A 21,664-nucleotide genomic window follows, 5' to 3' on the forward strand; every position below is an offset into this window, starting at 1 on the left:
AGGAATAGACCGATTGGTCCAGCGTGCGGATTAGACCAAATGGTCTAGTGGTGATGGAGGATGTTCGGATGTTTGATGCAAGCCCGGTGCAACGCAGCGTGACGGAACGCTCGCTCGCCTTCAAAACCGAGGATGGCGCAGAGTTGGTGGGGCGTCTCTACCGCCCCGCGCAGCGTCCATTTGCTGCCGTCGTGCTGAACAGCGCGACGGGCGTGCCGCAGACGTTCTACACCCACTTTGCCCGCTGGATGGCTGCCGAGCGGGGCATGGCCGTTTTGACCTATGACTATCGCGGCATGGGCCGGTCAACGGCGGGTCCGCTGCGCAAGGTGCGGGCCGACATGAGTGATTGGGGCATCCGGGATCAGGTGGCGGCGCGGCGGGCGATCCGGCGGGAAATACAGGGGACGCCGCTGTGGATTGTCGGCCATTCGCTTGGGGCGATGCTGTTGCCCAACCAACCTGAGCTTGATGGTGTGGTGCGTGTTATCGGGGTGTCATCCGGCATTGTGCATCACCACGATCATCCTTGGCCCTACCGTGCGGTTGCTTTGAATTTCTGGTTCACGCTGGGGCCGCTTGCGACGTTGGTGTGTGGCTATCTGCCGGGCAAGGCGCTGCGGATGGGAGAAGACCTGCCCGCCGATGTGTTCTGGCAATGGCGTAAGTGGTGTACCTCCCGGACATTCTATGACGCCGACCTCGGCCCGCGTTTGCCTGCGCCTGACTGGAACAGCGACGCCACAGTGCGGCTTCACGCCTTTACCGATGATGAATTGATCCCGCCCGCGCAAACGGCACGATTGGCGCGGGTGTATGGGGTGGAGCCTGTAGTGATTGATCCAAAGGCCTACGGTCTGGGCAAGATTGGGCACGTCGGCGCGTTTTCACGGCGTAACAGGGCGTTGTGGCCGGTGTTGTTGGAAGGGTGACGCTTACCCGCTCGCGCATCTTTGATGCGCTGCCGGGTCCCGCCAAAACTGTGTTTTGGCTCGAGGTGAGAGATTGACAACGACCCAAGCGGGGCTCGTTACGGCTGCTTCCTTCCGGACCTGACCGGGTTGGCGAGGCGCCTGCCCGCGCCAACCTCTCGACATTCGATATAAATAGCCCGGCCCACGGGTGCAAGAGGGGCAGCGCTACACGGTTACCTCGACCTGCAGGAAGCCATTGCGGTCCAGTCCCAGCACGTTCGGCGCGAATGAAGCGATGTCTGCCAGATGGTCCTCGGCTGCGGGTGCGGTGTGGATGACCCGCCGCGTCTCGCTTTTGCTCGAGAAGCGCCAGCATGGGGCATTGCTGTGCGTCGGCGATGTTTCATTTGATGTGATTGTCGTCCGCAGAGCCTGCCGCAACTCGACATCGGTTCGAACGGTGCGGGTGTGGGGGCCGATGCCAGGAAAGTTGCCGCCCCCTGCGCCCCGGTAACTGGTCATGGCAAGGACAAACCGCTCACGTGGATCGACATCCCGGCCTTGGTGCGACAGGCGGCGGACACGGGTGCTGTCGCGATGCACGCGGTGTCCGTTGACGTCGAATGCGGGCGGCGCGAACGGGTCGACCTCGGCTTCGAGCCCATAGATCATGTCGAAGTTGAACGCCGGCGCGTCCGGGTTCGTCAAGGCCATGTCGTCGGCGTCACCTTCTGCAAAATACACAAGGCTACGGTCGATCCAGTCCCAGATCTCCGCCCCCGTCAGGACAGCCGCCCAAACCGTGTTTGGGTAGGGGCACAGCATGGCGACGTGTCTTTCGCGGAAGGGACCGGGTTCGATGTTCACAAAATTGCTCGGCCCCGCACGTCCGCCGAGTGCAGCAGGCGCGACACTGGCCAGAAGAGGCAGCCCGGCCAGATCGGTACCCGCAACCGTTTCCTCTATGGTGGTCGACAAAGCGCGCGCGACCACCTTTTCAGCGCCGGACGGATTCAGCATGGAAAACCAGCTGTGCACGTGCTCTGACGTGTGGCCAATCGGTGTATCAAGACGCGCTTCGGTGGCAGCAAGATAGGGCTGTGTGATCTGCGTCACGATTGCATCGGCGGCTGTGTCCGCGTTGATCTCGCGACGGCGCACGTGATGCGAGGCGACGCGCCACACGCCATCATGCACAAGCCCAAGATCGATCACGCCAAGTTCAGCCGCCGCATATGCGGGCATGACGGCAGGCACACCACTTAGTGTTCCCGCGTCTGTGTCCGCCGTGGCAAAGCCTGCGTGATCGGGGCCAGGAAAGCGCAGATGCGTATGGCCAAGGATCATGGCGTCCACGCCGGAGATGTCCGACGCGATGGCGGCGGCAAAATTCTCGCCCGTTGCATCTATGCCGTCCGTCAACCCGCTGTGGCACAGGACGATCACCACATCTGCGCCTGCGTCCCTTAGTTCTTGTACCGCAAGGCGCGCCGCCTGAACGCCGCCTTCGAACCTTACAGCCCCGTCGAGACAGCGCCGGTTCCACACCCCTGTCTGAGGCGGCAGTACGGAGGTGACACCGATCCGCAGCATCCTGACCTGCCCATCGGAACAGGTCAGTTCTCGCTCCAAGATCGTATAAGCCGTCATGCAGGTCGCTGCAGCCGAGGACGCATTCGCGCACAGTACCGGGCAATTCACCTGCGCCATCACCGCATCCATAAACGGCAGGCCAAAGTCAAAATCGTGGTTCCCAAGACCTACGGCATCATAGTTGAGTGCATTGAGCACCGCTGGCCAAGGGTGCGTGTCAACGTGTTCGACACAGACATCACCCATCGGTGTGCCCTGCAAGGCATCTCCATTGTCCAGCAACAGCCAGCCGCTTGCCGCGTTTTCTTTTTCTTCGCGTATAACAGTGGCCAGGCGGTCCATCCCCTTGTCGTCCACCGGTGCGCCGCGCAACGCATCCCACCCCGTCAGGTGCATGTGAACATCAGATGTGGCTGCAATACGCAGCTGGGCACTGGGAACCGTCATGCGCCTATTGCATCTTAAGGTTGCGTTAAAGGCAAGAAAAAATATCTATGCGGGAAATCATGCGCAGCGACCATACGCCCACCCATTGCGTCACTGCCCGCCGCGTGCCAAGCACGGCGCTACAAAAACGATCAAAGGGGCGGGTATGAAACACGCGGAAACGGTGACTTTCGGGGGATCAGGTCTCGACCGGGCTGCCGAGTTGCGTGGCAATGCGGACGCCATTGCGTGTGCAAAGGCTGACCCGTCTGCCCGTGCCATTCTGATGTGGCGCGGCAAGCCATTGATCCACCGCACCCGGCCTGCCGCCTTGATGCGATTGCCCATGGATCACCCGGCCTGCGCGGAGGCCAATCAGGGAACAGCGATCTTTCTTGGTCGCGAAGACGGCGCGCCGCGCTTTGCGCTGGATCTGTCCGCGTGGGAGCCTGAGGATCTGGATCCATCCGTGCTGGGCGGCTTTCTCGATCCAACAGAACAGCGACATCCCGCCTGTGCCGAGGATGAGGTTTTTGCCGAATTGCGCCGGGTCATGACCTGGCTGTCGCCGCGAGACGCCGAACTGGCCGCTACGGCCCGAGCCGTGTTCAGTTGGCATGATACGCACGGGTTCTGCGCGAAATGCGCTGCGGCATCCGACATGACGCAGGCTGGCTGGCAGCGGACATGCCCGACCTGTGGCGCACATCATTTCCCGCGCACGGACCCAGTGGTGATCATGTTGATCACGCATGGCAATTCGGTACTGATGGGCCGCTCGCCCGGGTGGCCCGAGGGCATGTATTCCCTGCTCGCCGGATTTGTCGAGCCGGGCGAAACTCTTGAGGCCGCGGTGCGCCGCGAGGTGTTTGAGGAAGCGGGCGTCAGGGTGGGCGCGGTCGAGTATCTGTCGAGCCAGCCGTGGCCATTTCCCGCCTCGCTCATGTTCGGGTGTCGCGGCACGGCTGTGACGGCGGACATCACGATTGATCCCAACGAGATCGAAGATGCCATGTGGGTCACGCGCGAAGACATGCTCGCGGTTTTTGCGGGTGAGCACGATACCATCCTGCCCGCCCGCAAAGGCGCAATTGCGCATTTTTTGCTACAGAACTGGCTTGCGGACACCCTTGATTGAGGGAACACTGCACTCAAATCGCACCATAGCAGGCATCAGGCATGAAATTCTCGGCCCGGGAAGACGTGGCAGCACCGATTGAAGCCGTGTTCGAAGCGCTCAATGATTTCGAAAGCTTCGAACGGCAGGCCATGCGGCGCGGAGCGCAGGTTCGGCGGATTGATCCCCTGACGCAGCCGGGCGTCGGGATGCAGTGGGAGGTGTCCTTTCGCATGCGTGGCAGGATGCGGGAACTGGACCTGAAAATGGCGCGATATGACGCGCCGAATGAAATGGTTTTTGATGTGACGTCTGCCGGTGTGACGGGCTCGTTCTCGATCGAGCTGATGGCGTTGTCGCGCAACCGCACGCGCATGGCGCTGGCCCTTGAGTTGACGCCGTTGACCCTGTCGGCACGCCTGTTCGTGCAATCGCTGAAGCTGGCCAAAACCTCTTTGAACAAACGGTTCAAGCTGCGGGTGGCTGATTACGCAAAAGGCTTGGAAGACCGGCTGCAACGCAGCGCTTGACCGGTCAGTCCCGGCCTGGCGCGGCCGGATAGACACCCAGAATGTCGAGCCGGTTGGTGAAATAGTCCAGCTCGTCCAACGCGCGGGCCAAACCGGGATCATCGGGGTGTCCTTCGACATCTGCGTAAAACTGCGTGGCGGTGAACGCGCCGCCGACCATGTAGCTTTCCAGCTTGGTCATGTTCACCCCGTTTGTGGCAAAGCCACCCATCGCCTTGTACAGCGCGGCGGGAATGTTGCGGACTTCGAAGACGAAGGTGGTGATCATCGTGTCGCCCCGGCGCGTCAGATCCTTTTCCGGGGCCATAAGCAGGAAGCGGGTGGTGTTGTGCCCCTGATCCTCGATGTCATTGGCAAGCACGTTCAGACCGTAGATGTCCGCCGCCACGGATGAGGCGAGCGCACCCACGCCCTGCTCTTTGGCTTGGGCGATCGCCGCTGCGGCACCAGCGCTGTCCGGTGCGGTCTCGGCTTTGATCTGGTGTGTGTCCAGGTAGGATCGCGCCTGCGGGATCAGCACCGGGTGTGCGCGCACCAGCGAAATATCCTCAAGCGTCTGACCCGGCATCGCCATCAGCGCGATGCGCACCCGGACAAAGGCTTCGTCGACAATGTGCAGACCACTTTGCGGCAGCAGTCGGTGAATATCCGCCACACGGCCATAGGTGGTGTTTTCGACCGGCAGCATTGCCATGTCAGCCGCGCCGTCGCGCACGGCCGCTATGACATCTTCGAAAGCGTGGCAGGGCACCGGTGTGGCGTCGGGTCTGGCTTTCAAAACGGCCTCGTGACCGTAGGCGCCCAAATCTCCCTGGAACGCAATTCGTGTCGACATCGTTGGTCCTTTGCTGCCGGGCCACTACCTTGAACCCGGCAGGGCGATTGGTCGCGGTTTCTATACCTTGCCAGTGCCAAGGGGAAGCCGTAGGTACCCGCCGGAACACACACAAAGCCACGGAATCGGAAGCGAAATGTTCGACACCATGACCTTTACCAAGATTGCAGCCAGCCTGTGTGGCGCGCTGCTGGTGCTTTTGCTGGGCAAGTGGGCCGCTGATGCGCTGTACAACGTGGATGGTCACGGCGAGCAGGCCTATGTCATCGACACCGGCGCTGATGACTCCGCGGAAGAGGTGGTTGAGGTCGCATTTGCCGACGTGTTCGCCGCCGCAGACGCGGGCGCAGGCCAGCGCATCTTCCGCCAGTGCAGCGCCTGTCACAAGCTCGAAGACGGCGAAAATGCCGTTGGTCCGCACCTGTACGGGGTTGTTGGTCGCGAGGTTGGCTCGACTGGCTATGGCTCTTACTCTGGCGCGCTGAACGAGGTGGCTGACGTCTGGTCGCCTGAGAACCTGAACGCTTTCCTCGAAAACCCACGCGGTTGGGCGCCTGGTACATCCATGGGCTACAACGGCCTGCGCGACATCGAGGATCGGGCCAACTTGATCGCCTATCTCGCCAGCATCGGCAGCTGATTGTTGCCCAAAATCTGAGTTCCAAAGGCCGCGTGTATCGTTCACGCGGCTTTTTTGTGTCGATTGTTACAATTCCTCACATGCCAGGCATCACGATCACGTATTCTCAAGTTGCATATTGGCGTGGCGGGCATTTAGCTTACTTCCCATAACAAGACGGCCCTGAATGCCACCCGTACGGAGGATACACATGCGACAGACCCTCAAGCGACCCACCGCGCAGGCTCGGGTAAAAGCGGCGCGAAACAAACACATGTTGTGGGGCGGACTTGGGGTCCTCGGTTTGTTGACCACTTTGGCGGCGTCGGGGATGGCGCGCGCCGCTGATCATGAAAACATCATCTCGTCACACGGGTACAATTTCTACGGTGAGCTGACCTACCCAGCCGACTACCCGCACTTCGACTATGTGAACCCGGACGCACCTCAGGGCGGAGAAATTTCAATCGCTGCCGTCGGTACATTCGACTCCATGAACCCGTATGCGCGCCAAGGCCGGGCGCATGCTTTCTCAGTTTTCATGTACGAAAGCCTTCTCGGGGACGCACCTGCGGGCGGGGCTGCGCCTGCTGATACCTATGGGGAATACTACTGCCTGCTTTGCGAACGGCTGGAATACCCCGAAGACCGAAGTTGGGTTGTGTTCTACATGCGTCCAGAAGCGCGGTTTTCCGACGGCACGCCTGTCACGGCGCATGACATTGCCTTCAGCCACAACCTTTTGCTGGATCAGGGGCTGAAGTCCTATGCCGACGCTGTGCGCAAGCTCATCCCGAAGGTCGAAGTGTTGGATGATCATACCATCAAGTTCTACTTTGCAGACGGCGTTTCACGGCGGTCCCTGATCGAACAGGTGGGCGGTGTGCCTGCTTGGTCCAAGAAGTGGTACGAGGAAACTGGCGCAAAGCTGAACGAAAGCCGCTTGGACATCTCGCCCGGATCTGGTGCCTACATGGTCGAAAACGTGGATATTTCACGCCGCATCGTGTTGAAGCGGAATCCTGACTATTGGGGTAATGATCTGCCGTTCAACGTCGGGCGGTTCAACTTCGACCGCCTGCGGCTCGAGATTTTTGGCGACAGCGCTGCCGCGTTCGAGGCGTTCAAGGCGGGCGAATATACATTCCGGCTGGAAGGGGACAGCCGCAAATGGGCCACCCAATACAACTTCCCTAAAGTGCAGTCTGGCGCGGTCGTTCAAGAAGAACTTCGCAATGGCGCACCGCCTGCCGCGACTGGCATCGTCTTCAACCTTGGGTCCGAGGTCTTGCAGGACCGGCGCGTTCGCGAGGCCGTGGCGCTTGGCTATAATTTCGAGTGGACAAACGAGAGCCTGCAAAACGGTCTTTTTGATCAGCGCGCATCGTTTAGCCAGGACACCCCGGTCATGGCCAAAGGCGCACCCGAAGGCGTGGAGCTGGAGCTGCTGCAATCGCTGGGTGATCTCGTACCCGAAGAGATGCTGACAGAGCCAGCGCGCGTTCCGCACACCTCGAATGAAGAGACTTTGCGGGACCGCCGCAACCTTCGCAAAGCGATGAGCTTGCTGGATGAGGCTGGCTGGGAAGTCGGTGACGATGGCCTGCGCCGGAACGCCGACGGTGACGTTCTGAAGTTGAACTATCTCTTCAACAGCGCGTCGTCGCCAACCCTCACCGGGGTCATGGAGAACTTCGTCGCAAATGTGTCGAGCATGGGCATCGACATCACGTTTGAGCGGGTGGACCCATCGCAATACACCGCGCGAGAGCGCGACCGGGACTACGACCTGCTCTACGATCAATATCCGGCGTTTATTGGTACAGGCACAGGCCTCAGCCAACGTTTTGGGTCCGAGGATGCAGCCTTTTCCCTGTTCAACCCCGCCGGGATCGCGAGCCCATTGGTTGATGCGTTGATCAACGTGTCCCTCGACGCACAAACAGTGGAAGAGGAGGAAGCCGCGATGCGGGCGCTTGACCGCGCGCTGCGGCACGAGTTCATCATGATCCCGATGGGCTATGCGCCAAACCACTGGGTCGCGTATTATGACATGTACGAATACCCGGATGTGATACCGCCCTACAATCTGGGCTACCTCGACTTCTGGTGGATGAACGAGGAAAAAGCTGCCGAACTCCGGGCCTCTGGCGCGCTGAGGTAAGGCGATGGCCCCCTATATCCTGCGCAGGCTGCTTTTGGTCATTCCGACCTTGCTGGGCATCCTGCTGGTCAACTTCACCCTGACGCAATTCGTGCCGGGCGGTCCCGTCGAACAGGCCATCGCCCGTGCGCAGGGCGGCGGCGACGTCTTTGGCGGGTTTGCCGGGGGCAACAATGATGCAGGGGCTGACGAACTGAACACAGGGTCGGACAGCACCTATGTGGGTGCGCGAGGTCTGCCACCTGAATTCATCGCCGAGCTGGAGCGCGAATTCGGCTTCGACAAACCGCCGGTGCAACGCTTTTTCAACATGGTCTGGAACTATGCGCGCTTCGATTTCGGTGAAAGCTACTTCCGATCTATAAGCGTGGTCGACCTGATCATCGAAAAGCTACCCGTCTCCATCAGCCTTGGGCTTTGGTCCACACTTATCGCGTATCTCGTGTCGATCCCCTTGGGCATTCGCAAGGCCGTCAAGGACGGAACACCATTTGATACTTGGACCTCCGGCCTCATCATCGCGGGCTATGCGATCCCCGGCTTTCTCTTCGCGATCCTGCTGCTCGTGCTCTTTGCCGGGGGCAGCTACTTCCAGATCTTCCCGCTGCGCGGCCTGACGTCGGACAACTGGGACGATCTGACCACAATCGGCAAGGTGCTGGATTATTTCTGGCACATCACGCTGCCTGTCCTTGCCGGGACCATCGGTGCCTTTGCAACGCTGACACTTCTGACCAAAAACAGCTTTCTGGATGAGATCAAGAAGCTGTACGTCATGACCGCCCGCGCCAAGGGGCTGTCTGAACGCAGCGTGCTTTATGGCCACGTCTTCCGGAACGCCATGCTGATCGTGATCGCAGGCTTTCCGGCCGTGTTCATCGGCGTCTTCTTCGGCGGGTCGCTGATCATCGAAACCATCTTTTCGCTCGATGGTCTGGGACGTCTCGGGTTCGAGGCTGCGGTGGCGCGTGACTACCCGATCGTCTTTGGCACCCTCTACATCTTCGGCTTGATCGGCCTCTTGGTCGGTATCCTGTCGGACTTGATGTATGTGCTGGTTGACCCCCGCATCGACTTTGAGCGGAGGGAAGGCTGATGGCATTGCAAGAGCCGATCACCGAGCCGCCGGTAAAGCCAGACCCAATCCCGGCGGCCGTTCCCGCCCCGCGGCGCGGGTTCTTTTCGCTATCTCCGCTGAACCAGCGCCGCTGGCGGAACTTCAAGAAAAACCGCCGCGCTTACTGGTCGCTGTGGGTTTTTTCGATCCTTTTCGGCCTGTCGTTGATGGCGGAGCTGATCGCTTACGACAAGCCAATCCTTGTGCGCTATCAGGGTGAATTCTACACACCGATCTGGAATTTTTACCCGGAAACCGCCTTTGGCGGCGACTTCAGAACCGAAGCCAGCTACCGTGACCCGGAGGTCGAATGCCTGATCGTGTCCGGCGGGTTGGAGGCGTGTTTCGATGATCCCGAAGGTGTGATTGAAGACGCACAGGACGGAGAGGTCGATGGCGAGGCGATCACCAAGGGTTGGACCATCTGGCCGCTGATCCCGTACAGCTACGACACCGCAGTGGACCGCCCCGGCGCAGCGCCCCTGCCGCCTAATGGTGAGAACCTGCTCGGAACGGACGGCACCAAGCGCGACGTGATGGCCCGTGTGATCCACGGGTTCCGCCTGTCGGTACTGTTTACGCTCATCGTCACGGGCGCATCTGCCATCGTCGGCATCATCGCAGGCGCAGTGCAGGGCTATTTCGGTGGGCGCACCGACCTGATCTTCCAACGGATTATCGAGATCTGGTCATCGACCCCCAGCCTCTACGTCATCATCATCATGTTTGCGATCCTCGGGCGAAGTTTCTGGCTTCTGGTCTTCCTCTTGATCCTTTTCGGCTGGACCGGCCTTGTCGGTGTTGTCCGGGCCGAATTCCTGCGGGCCCGGAACCTCGAATACGTGCGCGCGGCCCGTGCGCTCGGAGTCGGCAACCTCACCATCATGTTCAGGCACATGCTGCCCAACGCGATGGTCGCGACGCTGACGATGCTGCCCTTCATCATCACTGGCACCATCTCGTCCCTTGCGGTCCTCGACTTCCTCGGCTTTGGCCTGCCGTCCTCCGCCCCTAGCTTGGGCGAGTTGACGCTGCAGGCCAAACAGAACCTGCAGGCCCCCTGGCTTGCCTTCACCGCCTTTACCGTGTTCGCCGTAATGCTCAGCCTACTGATCTTCATCTTTGAAGGCATCCGCGACGCGTTCGACCCACGAAAGACCTTCACCTGATGGCACTTCTGCAAGTGAAAGACCTGCATGTCGGTTTCCGGCAGGACGGGCAGTTGACCGAAGCGGTCAAGGGCGTTTCGTTTCACGTAGACCGGGGTGAGACTGTTGCTCTGGTGGGTGAAAGCGGCTCCGGCAAATCCGTATCGGCGTTGTCCACCGTTTCATTGCTTGGCGACAGCGCCGAGGTGTCGGGGTCCGTCACGTATGATGGGCAGGAGATGATCAACGCGGATGAACGGCTGTTGCGTAAGGTGCGTGGCAACGACATCTCGTTCATCTTTCAAGAGCCGATGACGTCGCTCAACCCGCTTCACACCATAGCCAAGCAATTGGGCGAAAGCCTCGCGCTGCACCAGGGCATCGCCGGGGAGTCAGCGAAGGTGCGCATCCTTGAGTTGCTGGACAAGGTGGGGATCCGCGATGCTGAAACCCGCTTGAACGCTTATCCGCATGAGCTGTCCGGCGGCCAGCGCCAGCGCGTGATGATCGCCATGGCGCTTGCAAACAAGCCCGATGTCCTGATCGCGGACGAACCCACCACGGCGCTAGACGTGACGATCCAGGCGCAAATCCTCGAACTGCTGGCTGAATTGAAGCAATCCGAGCGTATGGGCCTGCTGTTCATCACCCATGACCTCGGCGTCGTGCGCCGCATTGCCGACCGCGTCTGCGTCATGCAGAACGGTGAGATCGTGGAAACCGGCCCCACCAAAGACATCTTCGACAACCCGCAGCACCCCTACACTCAGAAGCTGCTGAGCGCCGAGCCCAAGGGACAGCCCGCACCCGTCCCGCAGGATGCCGAACTGGTGGCCGAGACCGAACACCTCAAGGTCTGGTTCCCGATCACCGCGGGCCTGCTGCGCCGTACAATCGGTCACGTCAAGGCGGTCAACGATGCAACGATCAAGGTGCGCGCGGGCGAAACCGTGGGGATCGTGGGCGAAAGCGGCTCGGGGAAGACGACGCTTGCATTGGCCATCATGCGGCTAATCTCGTCCGAGGGGCGGATTGTCTATATGGGCCAGGACATCCGGGCCTGGTCCGTGCGCGAGTTGCGGCGGCTGCGCAAGGACATGCAGATCGTATTCCAGGACCCGTTCGGATCGCTGTCCCCCCGCATGACCGCCATGCAGATCATTGCCGAAGGGCTTGGCGTGCATGGCATCAGCGATGGCCGCCAGCCGCGCGAGGTTGTGGCCGAAGTGATGGCCGAAGTCGGCCTCGACCCGATGACGATGGACCGCTACCCGCACGAGTTCTCGGGCGGCCAGCGTCAGCGCATCGCGATTGCGCGCGCCATGGTGCTGCGGCCCAAACTCGTCGTGCTGGACGAACCGACCTCGGCCCTCGACATGACGGTGCAGGTGCAGATTGTGGAGCTGTTGCGCGGGCTACAGCAGAAATATGGGCTCGCTTTTCTGTTCATCTCGCATGACCTCAAGGTCGTGCGCGCCATGAGCCATAAGGTCTTGGTGATGAAGCAGGGGGATGTGGTCGAGCAGGGCGATGCGGACGATCTGTTCGAACGGCCCCAGACAGACTATACGCGCCTTCTTTTGCAAGCGGCGCATTGACGACGGGCGACGTGCGTTGACCCTATGGGCCAACGACACCCCGCCCGCCATCCCTTCAGGTCAGCGCCAGACCGATGACCATGGCAGCAAGCGCGATCACGTGGATCATCGTCATTGCCATGTCATTCCAACGCAGACCGACGATCAGCCAGCCGAGCATCCCGACCAAAAACAGGTACATGTTCAACGGTGCGAGGCCAAAGGCCGTGGCCGCGTAGCCAAAGACCTGAATGATCGATGCGCTCCACTTGATCGTGTTGGTGTCGGTGGAGCGGCGGACAATCGCGTTCATAACCGCTCCAGATCGATGCATTTCGTCCGCTTGCCGTGCCACCAGCGGCGGCGGGGCAGGGCGACGCGGACACAAGGCCGCTGGCGGGTCGCTGTCATGAAAGTTTGAGCATAAATTCCGAGCATGTGACACCTCTTGGGGAGAGAAGGGATATGTCTATATGTTAGGGATAGATGCCCTTGATGCGACTCAATTGAAATTCTGATGTGTAAGCTGAAGTGACATATGGACTGGCGTGACCTTCCTCCTTTGGCCGCGCTTCGCGCCTTTGCCGCATTCGTGGACACAGGCAGCGTCGTGGCAGCCGGTCAGGCGCTGTCTGTCAGCCATGCTGCGGTCAGCCAACAGCTGCGCGCGCTTGAGGCGCATCTGGGTGTGAGCCTGTTTGACCGGTCTGGCCGCGCCATGAAGCTGACGGATGACGGTGAAATCCTTGCGCAAGGTTGTGCTGACGGTTTCGCAAGCATCGGCCGTGCCGTGGCGCTTGTTACGGGTGCTGAGGCTGCACGCCCCTTGCACATCTCGCCCACGCCCAGCTTTGCCGCCGCCTGGCTGATGCCGCGCCTGTCCGAGTTCCGGACCAAACACCCCGAGATCAATCTGGTGCTGAACCCGACATCTGACATCGTGAAGCTGACACCCGGCGGTGTTGACCTGTCGATCCGCTACGGCGTCGGCGGGTGGGACGGTCTCGACAGTGAATTGCTTGTTCCGACCTCCATGGTCGTGGTTGCGGCTCCGCATCTTGTGGCCGGGCATGATGTGTCGGATCCCGCCAGCTTAAGTGCCTTGCCATGGTTGGAAGAGGTCGGGACTACCGAAAGCTCACGTTGGCTGACGCAGAGGGGCGCGGCAAACATGCCCCGCGGGTCAGTGACGCAAGTGCCGGGCAACCTTATGCTGGATGGCGCGCGAGACGGGCAGGGGGTGGCGGTGACCGTGCGCAATTTCGTAAACGCTGACATTGCGGCGGGGCGGCTGGTCGTTCTGCACGAGGACAAGATGGAAGGTGCGGGCTATCACCTTGTCACGCGGCCAGGCGTTCAACGCCCAGCACTGCGCGACTTCATCCGCTGGGTTAGAAAGGCTGCGCGCGCATGACCCTGTTCTTCGGTCTGCTTGCTCTCATCGGCGCGGCGTTTCTGTGGCGCGCATGGCGCAAACAGCAATGGCAACAAGAGGTGCTGGCCTCGCGCCTGACAGATGCCGAATGGGACATCATGCTGCGTGAGGTGCCACTGATCCGCAAACTGCCCACCCACCTAAAGGCGCCGTTCGAAGGCAAGGTGGCGCTGTTTCTAAACCAGGTGGACCTTGTGGGCTGCAATGGGCTTGAGGTGAGTGATGAAATGGCGATGAGCATCGCGGGGCAGGCCGCCTTGCTCGTGGTGGGCACGGATGCATGGTACAAGCATCTGACGACAGTCCTGATCTACCCCGGCGCGTTCAAATCCAAGCAGACGCGGCAGGATGGCTACGTCGTGACCGAAGAAGAGATCGTGCGCCTCGGCGAAAGCTGGTCACGCGGGCCCGTGGTTCTGTCTTGGCGCGACGTGCGACAGGGTGGGTTGAATGATGTGGATGGGTTGAACGTGGTTCTGCACGAATTTGCCCACCAACTTGATGACCTGTCAGGCCAGACCGACGGCGCGCCGCCCATGGCACCGGGGCAAAGCTTTGCGGCCTGGTCCGAGGTCATTGTCGAAGCCTATGACCGCCACGTTGCCAATGTGGATGCAGGCCGCCGCACGGTCATCGATCCCTACGGTGCAACGAACCACGAAGAGTTCTTTGCCGTTGTGGTCGAGCTGTTCTTTGAACGCCCCCGCGCGCTGAAAGGGACGGAGCCCGAGGTCTACGACCAGCTTGCAACTCTGCTGAATGTCGATCCGGTTAACTGGTCCTAGGACTGCGGCCCAACCATGAAGCAGGTCACGTTGCGCGATTGAAGGCGACGACAGGCGAGGTCCGCGCCATCGCGGGTCATGCCCATGAAGTTGGCGTCAAACCCTGTCGGGCGGCGCACCACCTTGCGCAAGGATCCGTCCAGCGACGACATCTCGGCCAAAGCTGTCTGCAACAACACTTTTTCTGCGTGGTAGCGGCTGGGGTAGCGCCCGACATTCACACCCCAATGGCGCCCGCCGGAGGTCGAAACTCGGGTCACCACCTCGGGTTCCTGAACCAGTGCAACCTGCGTCGGACGTGCCTCCGGTCGGATGGTCGGGGCGACAGCGGCTGATGCTACGGTGGCTGCGACCGCTGTGGCGGTGTCGTTCGTCTGCGCCGCGACAAGGGCGCTCTGAATGTCGTCTGCCAACACTGAAGAGGCCGCGGGTGCCTCAGCCACCAGCACGGGCGCTTCCGTGCCCGGGCGCATCTTGGGACGATAGCTGGTCTTCACCGCGCCGCTCAGACGAATGATCTTGCCTGCGCCTTGGGGTGCGTCCTGATTGCCTGCAACAATGACCGAATCGTCACCCGGCACGTAGCTGGGCTTGGTCGGCTTGCGCACCGGCGCGCGGCTGGGGGCACGGCGGAAGCCAAGGTCCAGCAGCTCCGCCACCTTGGCGTTGCGCGAGGCTGTGGACTTTCCGCCAAAAACGGTGGCGATGATGCGTTCGTCTCCCCGCTGTGCGGAGGATACGAGGTTGAAACCTGCCGCCCGGGTGTACCCGGTCTTGATCCCGTCCGCGCCTTTATAGGCGGCCAACAAGCGCCGGTTCGTATTGCGCACGTCGGCGATGCCCGCATGGGTCGTGATACGGGAAAACAGGTTGTAGTATTGCGGGTAGTCATAAAACAGATGCCGACCCAGAATCGTCATGTCGCGCGCCGTGGACAGGTGCCCGCTTTCGGTCAGGCCATGCGCGTTTTTGAAGGTCGTGCGGGTCATGCCCAGTGACTTGGCCGTTCGGTTCATCCGGCGGGCAAAGGCAGCCTCGGATCCCGAAATCCCCTCGGCAATGGCCGTGGCGGCATCATTGGCGGACTTCACCGCGGACGCGCGTACAAGATAGCGCAGCTTGATGCTCGACCCGGCTTTCAGGCCCAGCTTCGATGGAACTTCCGCTGCGGCTTTCCGCGACACCTTGATCTTGGTGTCCATCGTGATCTCACCACGCTCAACCGCCTGGAACACCACGTAAAGGGTCATCATCTTGGTCAGCGATGCTGGGTGCAGCCGCGTATCCGCGTTGCGCGAGTGCAGCACCTCGCCCGTCCGGGCATCCATGACCATGGCAGCATAAGGGGCCGCGCGCACAGACGCGGGCACGATGACCACCATCCACAAAAGTGCAAATAGAATGAGCCCTAGCCGGGCCGGCTGTGTGCGCCGAACCTTCACGGTAAACCTGCCTATGTCTGCCTCTGGTCGCCAATTATTTGGCTGACCTTATTTGTAATTATTTGAAACCTAGCACAGGTCGCGTGCGCGATAAAGTGTTGATGTCCCACACGTTTCCGTTTTTCCGCCGATGCAAAACCCAACATGTTGGGTATGCGGCAGCGCATGGCCCCAATAGGGCGATTGTGGCAAGAATGTGGCGGTGGTTACTGCGTGGTGCGCAGAAAGTCGGATAAAGCACCAAGATCAGGTAGCGCTGCATAGCGCGGATGGGCTTCCGGCGCTTCGGCTGCCTCTAAATCCCAGGCCAGATCATGGGGCACAAACACCCCAAACCCGCCCGCGTCGATCATCGGGCGGACATCGGATTTCATGGAATTGCCGATCATCATGCCCCGGTTGGCCCCACCATGAGCGGCAAAAATCCGGGCATAGACCGAAGGCGTCTTGTCGGACACGATCTCCACCCCGTCAAAGAGGTCGCCCAGACCCGATTGCGCCAGTTTCCGCTCCTGATCTAGCAGATCGCCCTTGGTGATCAGCAGCACCGGCCCATGCTCCTTCGCCACGGTCACCGCGTCCTTTGCATGGGGCAGCAGGTCAATGGGGTGGGCCAGCATCTCTTGTCCCGCAGCAATAAGATCGCTGATCACCGCACCGGGCACCTGGTTCTCGGTCACCTCCAGCGCTGTCTCGATCATAGACAGAACGAACCCTTTGACGCCAAAGCCATAATGCCCGATGTTGCGCCGCTCTGCGGCCAGCAACTGCGCGTCCAGATCGGGCGCGTCCACATGAGGTGCCAGCAGCTCCGCAAACCGCTCCTGCGTCAGCTTGAACACCCGCTCATTGTGCCAAAGCGTGTCGTCGGCATCAAAGCCAATACAGCCCGGTTCAAACCCCATTCCGTTCACCACGTCGCGACAATCCCGCACCGCCCTCTTTCCTAAATACGTGGTGGCGTTATATAGGGTGATCCAAGTTCACCAAAAGATTCCCGGCTCCAAGAGGACGCGCATGCTGCAAGACATGCACATTTTGGCTCAGAAATCCGCAGGTCCCGCGGACGATGATGGCGATACAGCCGTCGTCACCGACGTCAAACCCAAGACCAAGCGCCCGCCGCTCTACAAGGTGCTGCTTCTGAACGACGACTACACGCCGATGGAATTCGTCGTGCATGTGCTGGAACGCTTCTTCGGCCTCAGCCACGCTCAGGCGTTCGAGATTATGCTGACGGTCCACAAAAAGGGCCTCGCCGTCGTGGGTGTCTTCAGCCACGAGATTGCGGAAACCAAGGTCGCTCAGGTCATGGACTTCGCCCGCCGCCACCAGCACCCGCTGCAATGCACCATGGAAAAAGAGGAATAGGCCGCCTACGTGTTAGGTGATCGCCTGCCCTTGGCGCTCGATGCGATGGACGCATGGGGCGACGGCCCCGTTGCCGTGCTGCACCCGCCCGAGGACGCGGACCTGTCGGCCCTGCCCAAAGAGAACGTGCATATCGTGTCGCCTCTGGTCACGGTCTGCCAGCGTTTCGAACAGATGGGCTACACCGTCTCCCCCGAACTGCCCAAGGACACCCGCTTTGCGGCCAGCATCGCTTGCCTGACCCGCGCCCGGGCCGAAGCGCAGGCGCTTGTCGCTGCCGCCGCAGCACAGACCGAAGGCCCGGTGATCGTTGACGGGCAAAAGACCGACGGCGCCGATTCCATGCTCAAGGCCCTGCGTCAACGCGCCGACGTCAGCGCGCCGATCTCCAAGGCACATGGCAAGATCTATTGGTTCGCTGGTGGCACCGACGTCACCGACTGGGCGCGCGGCCCTGAACTGCACCCCGGCGGTTTCTGGACTGCGCCCGGCGTTTTCTCTGCCGATGGCGTCGATCCTGCCTCCGCCCTTCTGGTCGAAGCACTGCCGGAAACCATGGTCGGAACCGTTGCCGATCTGGGTGCGGGCTGGGGATACCTCTCCGCCCATCTCCTGACCCGCGACGTCCAGACCGTGCATCTGGTCGAAGCCCACGACATGGCGCTGCAATGCGCCCGCCACAACGTCACCGACGACCGGGCGCAGTTCCACTGGGCCGACGCCACGACATGGACCCCGCCCGAAAAGGTGGATGCCGTCGTCATGAACCCACCCTTCCACAAAACTCGCAGCGCCGATCCCTCCATCGGGCGCGCCTTCATCACCAACGCTGCGCGCATCCTGCGCCCCCACGGTGCGCTTTGGATGGTCGCCAACCGGCACCTGCCGTACGAGGATACCCTGGCGTCCAACTTCGCCAAAGTGGTTGAACTGGACGGCGATGCGCGGTTCAAACTGGTGCGGGCCGAACGGCCCAGGCAGAGAAAAAGGTAGCCCATGTCCTTTTCCATCAACGGCAAGACGGCCATTGTAACGGGCGCGGCCAATGGCATTGGCCTGTCAATCGCACGGCATTTTGCGGACCGGGGCGCCAACGTGATGTGCGCCGACATGGATGAAAAGCGGCTGCACGCCGAGCTCGGCGACGTCGCGGAAGAGGGGAACATCCGCTACTTCGCGGGCGACCTGCGCCAGCGTCTGACCATCGCCAACCTCGTCTCGGCCACCATCGACGCCTTTGATCAGGTCGACATCCTCGTCAACGCCTCGCGCCAAGTGATGCCGACCGACGCGCTGGACCCCGAGGATACCTCGGTCGAAACCTTGCTGGAACAGAACCTGATGACCGCCCTGCGCCTCACGCAGCAGGTCGCGCGCCGTATGATCAAACAGGCCAAGGACGACACGGAAGCGGCCTGCGTCGGTTCCATCATCAACCTCAGCTCCATCGCCGCGCATCAGACCCGGCCGGAGCTTCTAGGGTATTCTATCGCATCCGCAGGGCTGGAGCAGATGACACGCTCCATGGCGCTCGCGCTGGCGCCACAGCGCATCCGCGTCAATGCTGTCGCTTTCGGGTCTGTCATGTCGGCCTCGCTCAAATCCGCCATCGGTGAAAACCCCGAATGGCGGGAGGAAATCGAAACACGCACGCCCCTGCACCGCATCGCCAGCCCGACCGAGATGGTGGACGCCGTGCAATTCCTTGCCTCCGACGGCTCCGGCTTTGTTACCGGCGACGTGATGACCGTGGACGGCGGGCGCAGCCTGCTCGATCCGGTCGAGGCCCCGGCGCACTGACGTTTTGCGCTTTGCTCCCGCGCCTCGGGTGCGCTAAAAAACTGTCAACCAAACAGGACAGTGCGCAATGACCGAACATTTCGACACCCAGAAAACCCGCGCCGCTGCGTGGTTCCGCCAATTGCGCGACGACATCGTCGCAGCGTTCGAAGGCTTGGAAGACAGCCATGCGGAGGGCCCGATGTCCGATGGCACCCCCGGGCGGTTCGAAGTGACGGAAACCAAGCGTACGTCGGACGATGGCTCGGACGCTGGTGGCGGGCTGATGAGCGTTATGCGCAGCGGACGTGTCTTTGAAAAGGTGGGTGTGAACGTCTCCACCGTCTACGGCACGTTGGGCGAACGCGCGCAGATGGCCATGGCCGCGCGCAAGGGCATCCCAGGGATGAAGGATGATCCGCGCTTCTGGGCGTCCGGTATCTCATTGGTCGCCCACATGCAGAACCCGCATTGCCCGGCGGTCCACATGAACACCCGCATGTTCTGGACCCCTCACGCCTGGTGGTTCGGCGGCGGCTCCGACCTGAACCCCTGTCTGGAGTATGACGAAGACACCACCCATTTCCACGCCCAGCAAAAGGCGCATCTCGACCCGCATGGTGAGGCGCATTACCCGCGGTTCAAGGAATGGGCGGACGAATACTTCTACATCCCCCACCGCCACCGCGCCCGCGGCGTCGGCGGCATCTTTATGGACGATCACAACACCGGCGATTGGGAGGCGGACTTTGCGCTGACGCAAGACATAGGCCGCGCTTTCCTGCCCGCATTCACGCCGCTTGTCGAAAAGCGCCGGGTGCAGGATTGGGGCGAGGCTGACAAGGACGCGCAACTTGTGCATCGTGGGCTCTATGCCGAGTACAATCTTGTGTACGACCGTGGCACAAAGTTCGGGCTTGAGACGGGGCATGACGCCAATGCTGTATTGATGTCGCTGCCGCCACTGGCGAAGTGGGTGTGATCTATCCCCGCGGGGGCAGCCTCAACACGCTGATTTTTCAAGTAAGTTTTTTCGTTCGGCGCGCGACTCTGTTTGCGCGTTGCGCAAAGGCGCCCGCCCGCCGACCCGTCAGGTCGTAAAACTGTCAAGGATCGCGCGTGTGTCCAGCCCAGAGGCGCTGCCAGCGATCTGGCCGCTTGGCTGGTGCAAACGAGTGCCCACGAACCCCTCCGACACCGCTGCGGGTGCGGTACGGATCAACACAGATCCCGCCAGCAGCAGCGCCGTACGTTCGGCATAGGCGCGCGCCTCCGCCTCTGGCGCCAGTGTCGGCCACCGCGCGCGATGCGCTTCCAGCGCTTGATCGTATCGCGAATCGCTCCCGCGCGCAGCGTCAAGATCGACATCAAGTGCCGCACCCGCTTCGGGTTCCCGTGCCAGTGTGCGCAGGATGTCGAGGCAGATGACATTGCCCGATCCCTCCCAGATCGAATTGAGCGGCGCCTCGCGGTAGTACATGGGCATAGGCGTATCCTCGACATAGCCCATCCCGCCAAATGCCTCCATCGCCTCGAGCGTGACGCGTGGGCAGAGCTTGTTGTTCAAGAATTTCGCCAGCGCGACGCCGATCCGCGCAAAGGAGCGCGCGCCGGGGTCGTCAAAGGCTGCGGCGACGTGCAGGCCCAGCCGCGCCGCTGCCTGCCAGTCGATGATCAGATCGGCCAGCACTGAGCGCATCAAGGGCTGGTCGATCAACGATTTCTGGAACACCCGCCGATGCTGCACCCAGTGCATGGCATGGTTCAACGCTCCCCGCATCAAACCGGCTGGGGCCACCGCCGTGTCAAGACGGGTGTGATGCACCATCTCGATAATCGTCTGCACGCCGCGCCCCTCGTCACCCAGCTGATAGGCCAGCGCATCGTGATACTCAATCTCGGCCGAGGCATTGGCATTGTTGCCCAACTTGTCCTTCAACCGCATCAGGTGAATCGCGTTGCGCTCCCCATCCAGCCAACGGGGCATAAGGAAACAGGTCAGACCAAGATCGGTTTGTGCAAGGGTCAGAAAGCCATCCGACATCGGAGCAGAACAAAACCATTTATGGCCCGTCAGGCGCCAGTGATCCCCTTCGCGCACAGCGCGCGTCGTGTTCGCGCGCACATCCGAGCCACCTTGCTTCTCTGTCATCGCCATGCCCAGTGTGGCAGAATATTTTTGATGGATCGGCAGGATCCTGTGGTCATAGCTGCGGGCGGTCAGCTTCGGCACCCAAGTCTCAGCCAGCCCCGCGTCAACCTGCAGCGCAGGCACGGCAGCGTAGGTCATGGTCAGAGGACAACAGTGCCCTGGCTCAACCTGGCTCGCCATATACACCATAGCCGCGTGTTCTACATGGCTGCCCCCATCCCATGCTGTCGCGGCATAGCCCGCCTCTTGGCTCAGCGTCATCATGTCGTGATAGGCGGGGTGAAAGACGACCTCGTCCAACCGCCGCCCACCTTCGTCGAACAGCTTCGGTTCTGGTGCATGCTGGTTCGCGGCACGGCCCTTTGCGCGCGTCTCGGCCAAGCCAAGCGCTGCGCCATAACCGGCCAACAGGTCCGGCGCGGTTTCCGTCAGAACAGGGTCAGTGCGATAGAGGTTTACGTCCCCTAGGGACGCGGGCTGGTTCTCAACCTCGTGCGTGGTCAGCTGATGGCGCGGTCTGGGCATGGTGGGAAGGTGGGCTCCCGCACCCCGGTCCGTCAAGGGCACGGCAGCCAGTTGCAGCGCGCCTGTCCATGCTTCCCTGTTTCAAAAAAATCCTCCCCGAAGGGTCGGGTGGCCACCGGTGCCGGCCATTGGGGG

20 protein-coding genes and 1 other RNA gene are annotated in these 21,664 nt (G+C 61.3%); 14 read left to right on the forward strand and 7 right to left on the reverse strand.

Annotation, left to right across the window (positions count from 1 at the left end):
• Positions 1 to 68 precede the first annotated feature (68 nt).
• Positions 69 to 932: an alpha/beta fold hydrolase gene (locus RA29_RS00930; protein ID WP_039682362.1), complete on the forward strand. Its 864-nt coding sequence runs from the start codon at positions 69 to 71 to the stop codon at positions 930 to 932.
• 63 nt (positions 933 to 995) lie between these two features.
• On the opposite strand, the gene ffs is transcribed toward RA29_RS00930, so the two are convergent.
• Together ffs and RA29_RS00935 are read right to left on the reverse strand one after the other, a co-directional pair.
• An RNA gene (gene ffs, locus RA29_RS22235) (signal recognition particle sRNA small type) lies at positions 996 to 1,093 on the reverse strand.
• Between the two features lie 46 nt (positions 1,094 to 1,139).
• Complete coding sequence (locus RA29_RS00935; protein ID WP_082029390.1) at positions 1,140 to 2,954, reverse strand: 5'-nucleotidase C-terminal domain-containing protein; 1,815 nt, start codon at positions 2,952 to 2,954, stop codon at positions 1,140 to 1,142.
• A 145-nt stretch (positions 2,955 to 3,099) separates the two neighbouring features.
• On the opposite strand from RA29_RS00935, the gene nudC reads away from it, so the two are divergent.
• Together nudC and RA29_RS00945 are read left to right on the forward strand one after the other, a co-directional pair.
• Entirely contained in the window at positions 3,100 to 4,071 is a 972-nt protein-coding gene (nudC, locus tag RA29_RS00940) for an NAD(+) diphosphatase (RefSeq protein ID WP_039682031.1), read from the forward strand.
• 41 nt (positions 4,072 to 4,112) lie between these two features.
• Positions 4,113 to 4,580, forward strand: a complete 468-nt coding sequence (locus tag RA29_RS00945; RefSeq protein WP_039682032.1) for an SRPBCC family protein — start codon at positions 4,113 to 4,115, stop codon at positions 4,578 to 4,580.
• A gap of 4 nt (positions 4,581 to 4,584) precedes the next feature.
• Here RA29_RS00945 and RA29_RS00950 read toward each other — a convergent pair whose 3' ends face one another.
• Complete coding sequence (locus RA29_RS00950) at positions 4,585 to 5,415, reverse strand: prephenate dehydratase (protein WP_039682034.1); 831 nt, start codon at positions 5,413 to 5,415, stop codon at positions 4,585 to 4,587.
• A gap of 136 nt (positions 5,416 to 5,551) precedes the next feature.
• On the opposite strand from RA29_RS00950, the gene RA29_RS00955 reads away from it, so the two are divergent.
• From RA29_RS00955 to RA29_RS00975, 5 genes are all read left to right on the forward strand, one after another.
• Entirely contained in the window at positions 5,552 to 6,055 is a 504-nt protein-coding gene (locus RA29_RS00955; RefSeq protein ID WP_039682037.1) for a c-type cytochrome, read from the forward strand.
• A 190-nt stretch (positions 6,056 to 6,245) separates the two neighbouring features.
• On the forward strand, positions 6,246 to 8,198 hold the full coding sequence (locus RA29_RS00960) for an extracellular solute-binding protein (protein WP_039682038.1): 1,953 nt from the start codon (positions 6,246 to 6,248) through the stop codon (positions 8,196 to 8,198).
• Positions 8,199 to 8,202: 4 nt separating this feature from the next.
• Positions 8,203 to 9,294, forward strand: a complete 1,092-nt coding sequence (locus RA29_RS00965; RefSeq protein WP_039682039.1) for a microcin C ABC transporter permease YejB — start codon at positions 8,203 to 8,205, stop codon at positions 9,292 to 9,294.
• A complete protein-coding gene (locus tag RA29_RS00970; RefSeq protein WP_082029391.1) occupies positions 9,294 to 10,484 on the forward strand; it encodes an ABC transporter permease in 1,191 nt (396 codons plus the stop codon). Before RA29_RS00965 ends, RA29_RS00970 begins: the two co-directional genes overlap by 1 nt.
• A complete protein-coding gene (locus tag RA29_RS00975; protein WP_039682041.1) occupies positions 10,484 to 12,061 on the forward strand; it encodes an ABC transporter ATP-binding protein in 1,578 nt (525 codons plus the stop codon). Before RA29_RS00970 ends, RA29_RS00975 begins: the two co-directional genes overlap by 1 nt.
• 55 nt (positions 12,062 to 12,116) lie before the next feature.
• Here the strand turns inward: RA29_RS00975 and RA29_RS00980 are convergent, their stop codons facing one another.
• Positions 12,117 to 12,353 carry a DUF6552 family protein gene (locus RA29_RS00980; RefSeq protein WP_052249394.1) on the reverse strand — a complete coding sequence of 79 codons (237 nt, stop codon included), beginning with the start codon at positions 12,351 to 12,353 and terminating at the stop codon, positions 12,117 to 12,119.
• Between the two features lie 225 nt (positions 12,354 to 12,578).
• Between RA29_RS00980 and RA29_RS00985 the strand changes: the two genes are divergently transcribed.
• Both RA29_RS00985 and RA29_RS00990 read left to right on the forward strand, forming a co-directional pair.
• Positions 12,579 to 13,454, forward strand: a complete 876-nt coding sequence (locus tag RA29_RS00985; protein WP_039682043.1) for a LysR family transcriptional regulator — start codon at positions 12,579 to 12,581, stop codon at positions 13,452 to 13,454.
• On the forward strand, positions 13,451 to 14,260 hold the full coding sequence (locus RA29_RS00990; RefSeq protein ID WP_039682045.1) for a M90 family metallopeptidase: 810 nt from the start codon (positions 13,451 to 13,453) through the stop codon (positions 14,258 to 14,260). Before RA29_RS00985 ends, RA29_RS00990 begins: the two co-directional genes overlap by 4 nt.
• On the opposite strand, the gene RA29_RS00995 is transcribed toward RA29_RS00990, so the two are convergent.
• Together RA29_RS00995 and RA29_RS01000 are read right to left on the reverse strand one after the other, a co-directional pair.
• Positions 14,257 to 15,702, reverse strand: a complete 1,446-nt coding sequence (locus tag RA29_RS00995; protein WP_039682047.1) for a D-alanyl-D-alanine carboxypeptidase family protein — start codon at positions 15,700 to 15,702, stop codon at positions 14,257 to 14,259. The two genes, RA29_RS00990 and RA29_RS00995, sit on opposite strands and share 4 nt — an antisense overlap.
• Before the next feature lie 206 nt (positions 15,703 to 15,908).
• The gene (locus RA29_RS01000) at positions 15,909 to 16,607 is read right to left on the reverse strand and encodes an HAD family hydrolase (protein WP_039682049.1); all 699 of its coding nucleotides are present in this window, start codon (positions 16,605 to 16,607) and stop codon (positions 15,909 to 15,911) included.
• Positions 16,608 to 16,719: 112 nt separating this feature from the next.
• On the opposite strand from RA29_RS01000, the gene clpS reads away from it, so the two are divergent.
• The 4 genes from clpS to hemF all read left to right on the forward strand — a co-directional run bounded on the left by clpS (position 16,720) and on the right by hemF (position 19,834).
• Positions 16,720 to 17,073 (forward strand): ATP-dependent Clp protease adapter ClpS, encoded by a 354-nt coding sequence (gene clpS, locus RA29_RS01005; RefSeq protein ID WP_039682050.1) that lies wholly within the window; start codon positions 16,720 to 16,722, stop codon positions 17,071 to 17,073.
• 9 nt (positions 17,074 to 17,082) lie between these two features.
• Complete coding sequence (locus RA29_RS01010) at positions 17,083 to 18,066, forward strand: methyltransferase (protein WP_039682052.1); 984 nt, start codon at positions 17,083 to 17,085, stop codon at positions 18,064 to 18,066.
• A gap of 3 nt (positions 18,067 to 18,069) precedes the next feature.
• Complete coding sequence (locus RA29_RS01015; protein WP_039682054.1) at positions 18,070 to 18,873, forward strand: SDR family oxidoreductase; 804 nt, start codon at positions 18,070 to 18,072, stop codon at positions 18,871 to 18,873.
• 67 nt (positions 18,874 to 18,940) lie between these two features.
• The gene (hemF, locus tag RA29_RS01020) at positions 18,941 to 19,834 is read left to right on the forward strand and encodes an oxygen-dependent coproporphyrinogen oxidase (RefSeq protein ID WP_039682056.1); all 894 of its coding nucleotides are present in this window, start codon (positions 18,941 to 18,943) and stop codon (positions 19,832 to 19,834) included.
• Between the two features lie 108 nt (positions 19,835 to 19,942).
• Here hemF and RA29_RS01025 read toward each other — a convergent pair whose 3' ends face one another.
• The gene (locus RA29_RS01025) at positions 19,943 to 21,529 is read right to left on the reverse strand and encodes an acyl-CoA dehydrogenase family protein (RefSeq protein WP_039682058.1); all 1,587 of its coding nucleotides are present in this window, start codon (positions 21,527 to 21,529) and stop codon (positions 19,943 to 19,945) included.
• Positions 21,530 to 21,664 lie beyond the last annotated feature (135 nt).

Source organism: Tateyamaria sp. ANG-S1 (assembly GCF_000814025.1).
Lineage (GTDB): Bacteria > Pseudomonadota > Alphaproteobacteria > Rhodobacterales > Rhodobacteraceae > Tateyamaria.

Excerpts from the sequence above, each read along its gene's own strand:
- RA29_RS00990 (WP_039682045.1), top strand. The coding sequence starts at position 13,451 with ATGACCCTGTTCTTCGGTCTGCTTGCTCTCATCGGCGCGGCGTTTCTG.
- hemF (WP_039682056.1), top strand. The coding sequence starts at position 18,941 with ATGACCGAACATTTCGACACCCAGAAAACCCGCGCCGCTGCGTGGTTC.
- RA29_RS00970 (WP_082029391.1), top strand. The coding sequence starts at position 9,294 with ATGGCATTGCAAGAGCCGATCACCGAGCCGCCGGTAAAGCCAGACCCA.
- RA29_RS01015 (WP_039682054.1), top strand. The coding sequence starts at position 18,070 with ATGTCCTTTTCCATCAACGGCAAGACGGCCATTGTAACGGGCGCGGCC.
- RA29_RS00955 (WP_039682037.1), top strand. The coding sequence starts at position 5,552 with ATGTTCGACACCATGACCTTTACCAAGATTGCAGCCAGCCTGTGTGGC.
- RA29_RS00975 (WP_039682041.1), top strand. The coding sequence starts at position 10,484 with ATGGCACTTCTGCAAGTGAAAGACCTGCATGTCGGTTTCCGGCAGGAC.
- clpS (WP_039682050.1), top strand. The coding sequence starts at position 16,720 with ATGCTGCAAGACATGCACATTTTGGCTCAGAAATCCGCAGGTCCCGCG.
- RA29_RS00960 (WP_039682038.1), top strand. The coding sequence starts at position 6,246 with ATGCGACAGACCCTCAAGCGACCCACCGCGCAGGCTCGGGTAAAAGCG.
- RA29_RS00930 (WP_039682362.1), top strand. The coding sequence starts at position 69 with ATGTTTGATGCAAGCCCGGTGCAACGCAGCGTGACGGAACGCTCGCTC.
- RA29_RS01000 (WP_039682049.1), bottom strand. The coding sequence starts at position 16,607 with ATGGGGTTTGAACCGGGCTGTATTGGCTTTGATGCCGACGACACGCTT.
- RA29_RS00980 (WP_052249394.1), bottom strand. The coding sequence starts at position 12,353 with ATGAACGCGATTGTCCGCCGCTCCACCGACACCAACACGATCAAGTGG.
- RA29_RS00965 (WP_039682039.1), top strand. The coding sequence starts at position 8,203 with ATGGCCCCCTATATCCTGCGCAGGCTGCTTTTGGTCATTCCGACCTTG.
- RA29_RS01025 (WP_039682058.1), bottom strand. The coding sequence starts at position 21,529 with ATGCCCAGACCGCGCCATCAGCTGACCACGCACGAGGTTGAGAACCAG.
- RA29_RS00985 (WP_039682043.1), top strand. The coding sequence starts at position 12,579 with ATGGACTGGCGTGACCTTCCTCCTTTGGCCGCGCTTCGCGCCTTTGCC.
- RA29_RS00945 (WP_039682032.1), top strand. The coding sequence starts at position 4,113 with ATGAAATTCTCGGCCCGGGAAGACGTGGCAGCACCGATTGAAGCCGTG.
- RA29_RS00935 (WP_082029390.1), bottom strand. The coding sequence starts at position 2,954 with ATGACGGTTCCCAGTGCCCAGCTGCGTATTGCAGCCACATCTGATGTT.
- RA29_RS00950 (WP_039682034.1), bottom strand. The coding sequence starts at position 5,415 with ATGTCGACACGAATTGCGTTCCAGGGAGATTTGGGCGCCTACGGTCAC.
- nudC (WP_039682031.1), top strand. The coding sequence starts at position 3,100 with ATGAAACACGCGGAAACGGTGACTTTCGGGGGATCAGGTCTCGACCGG.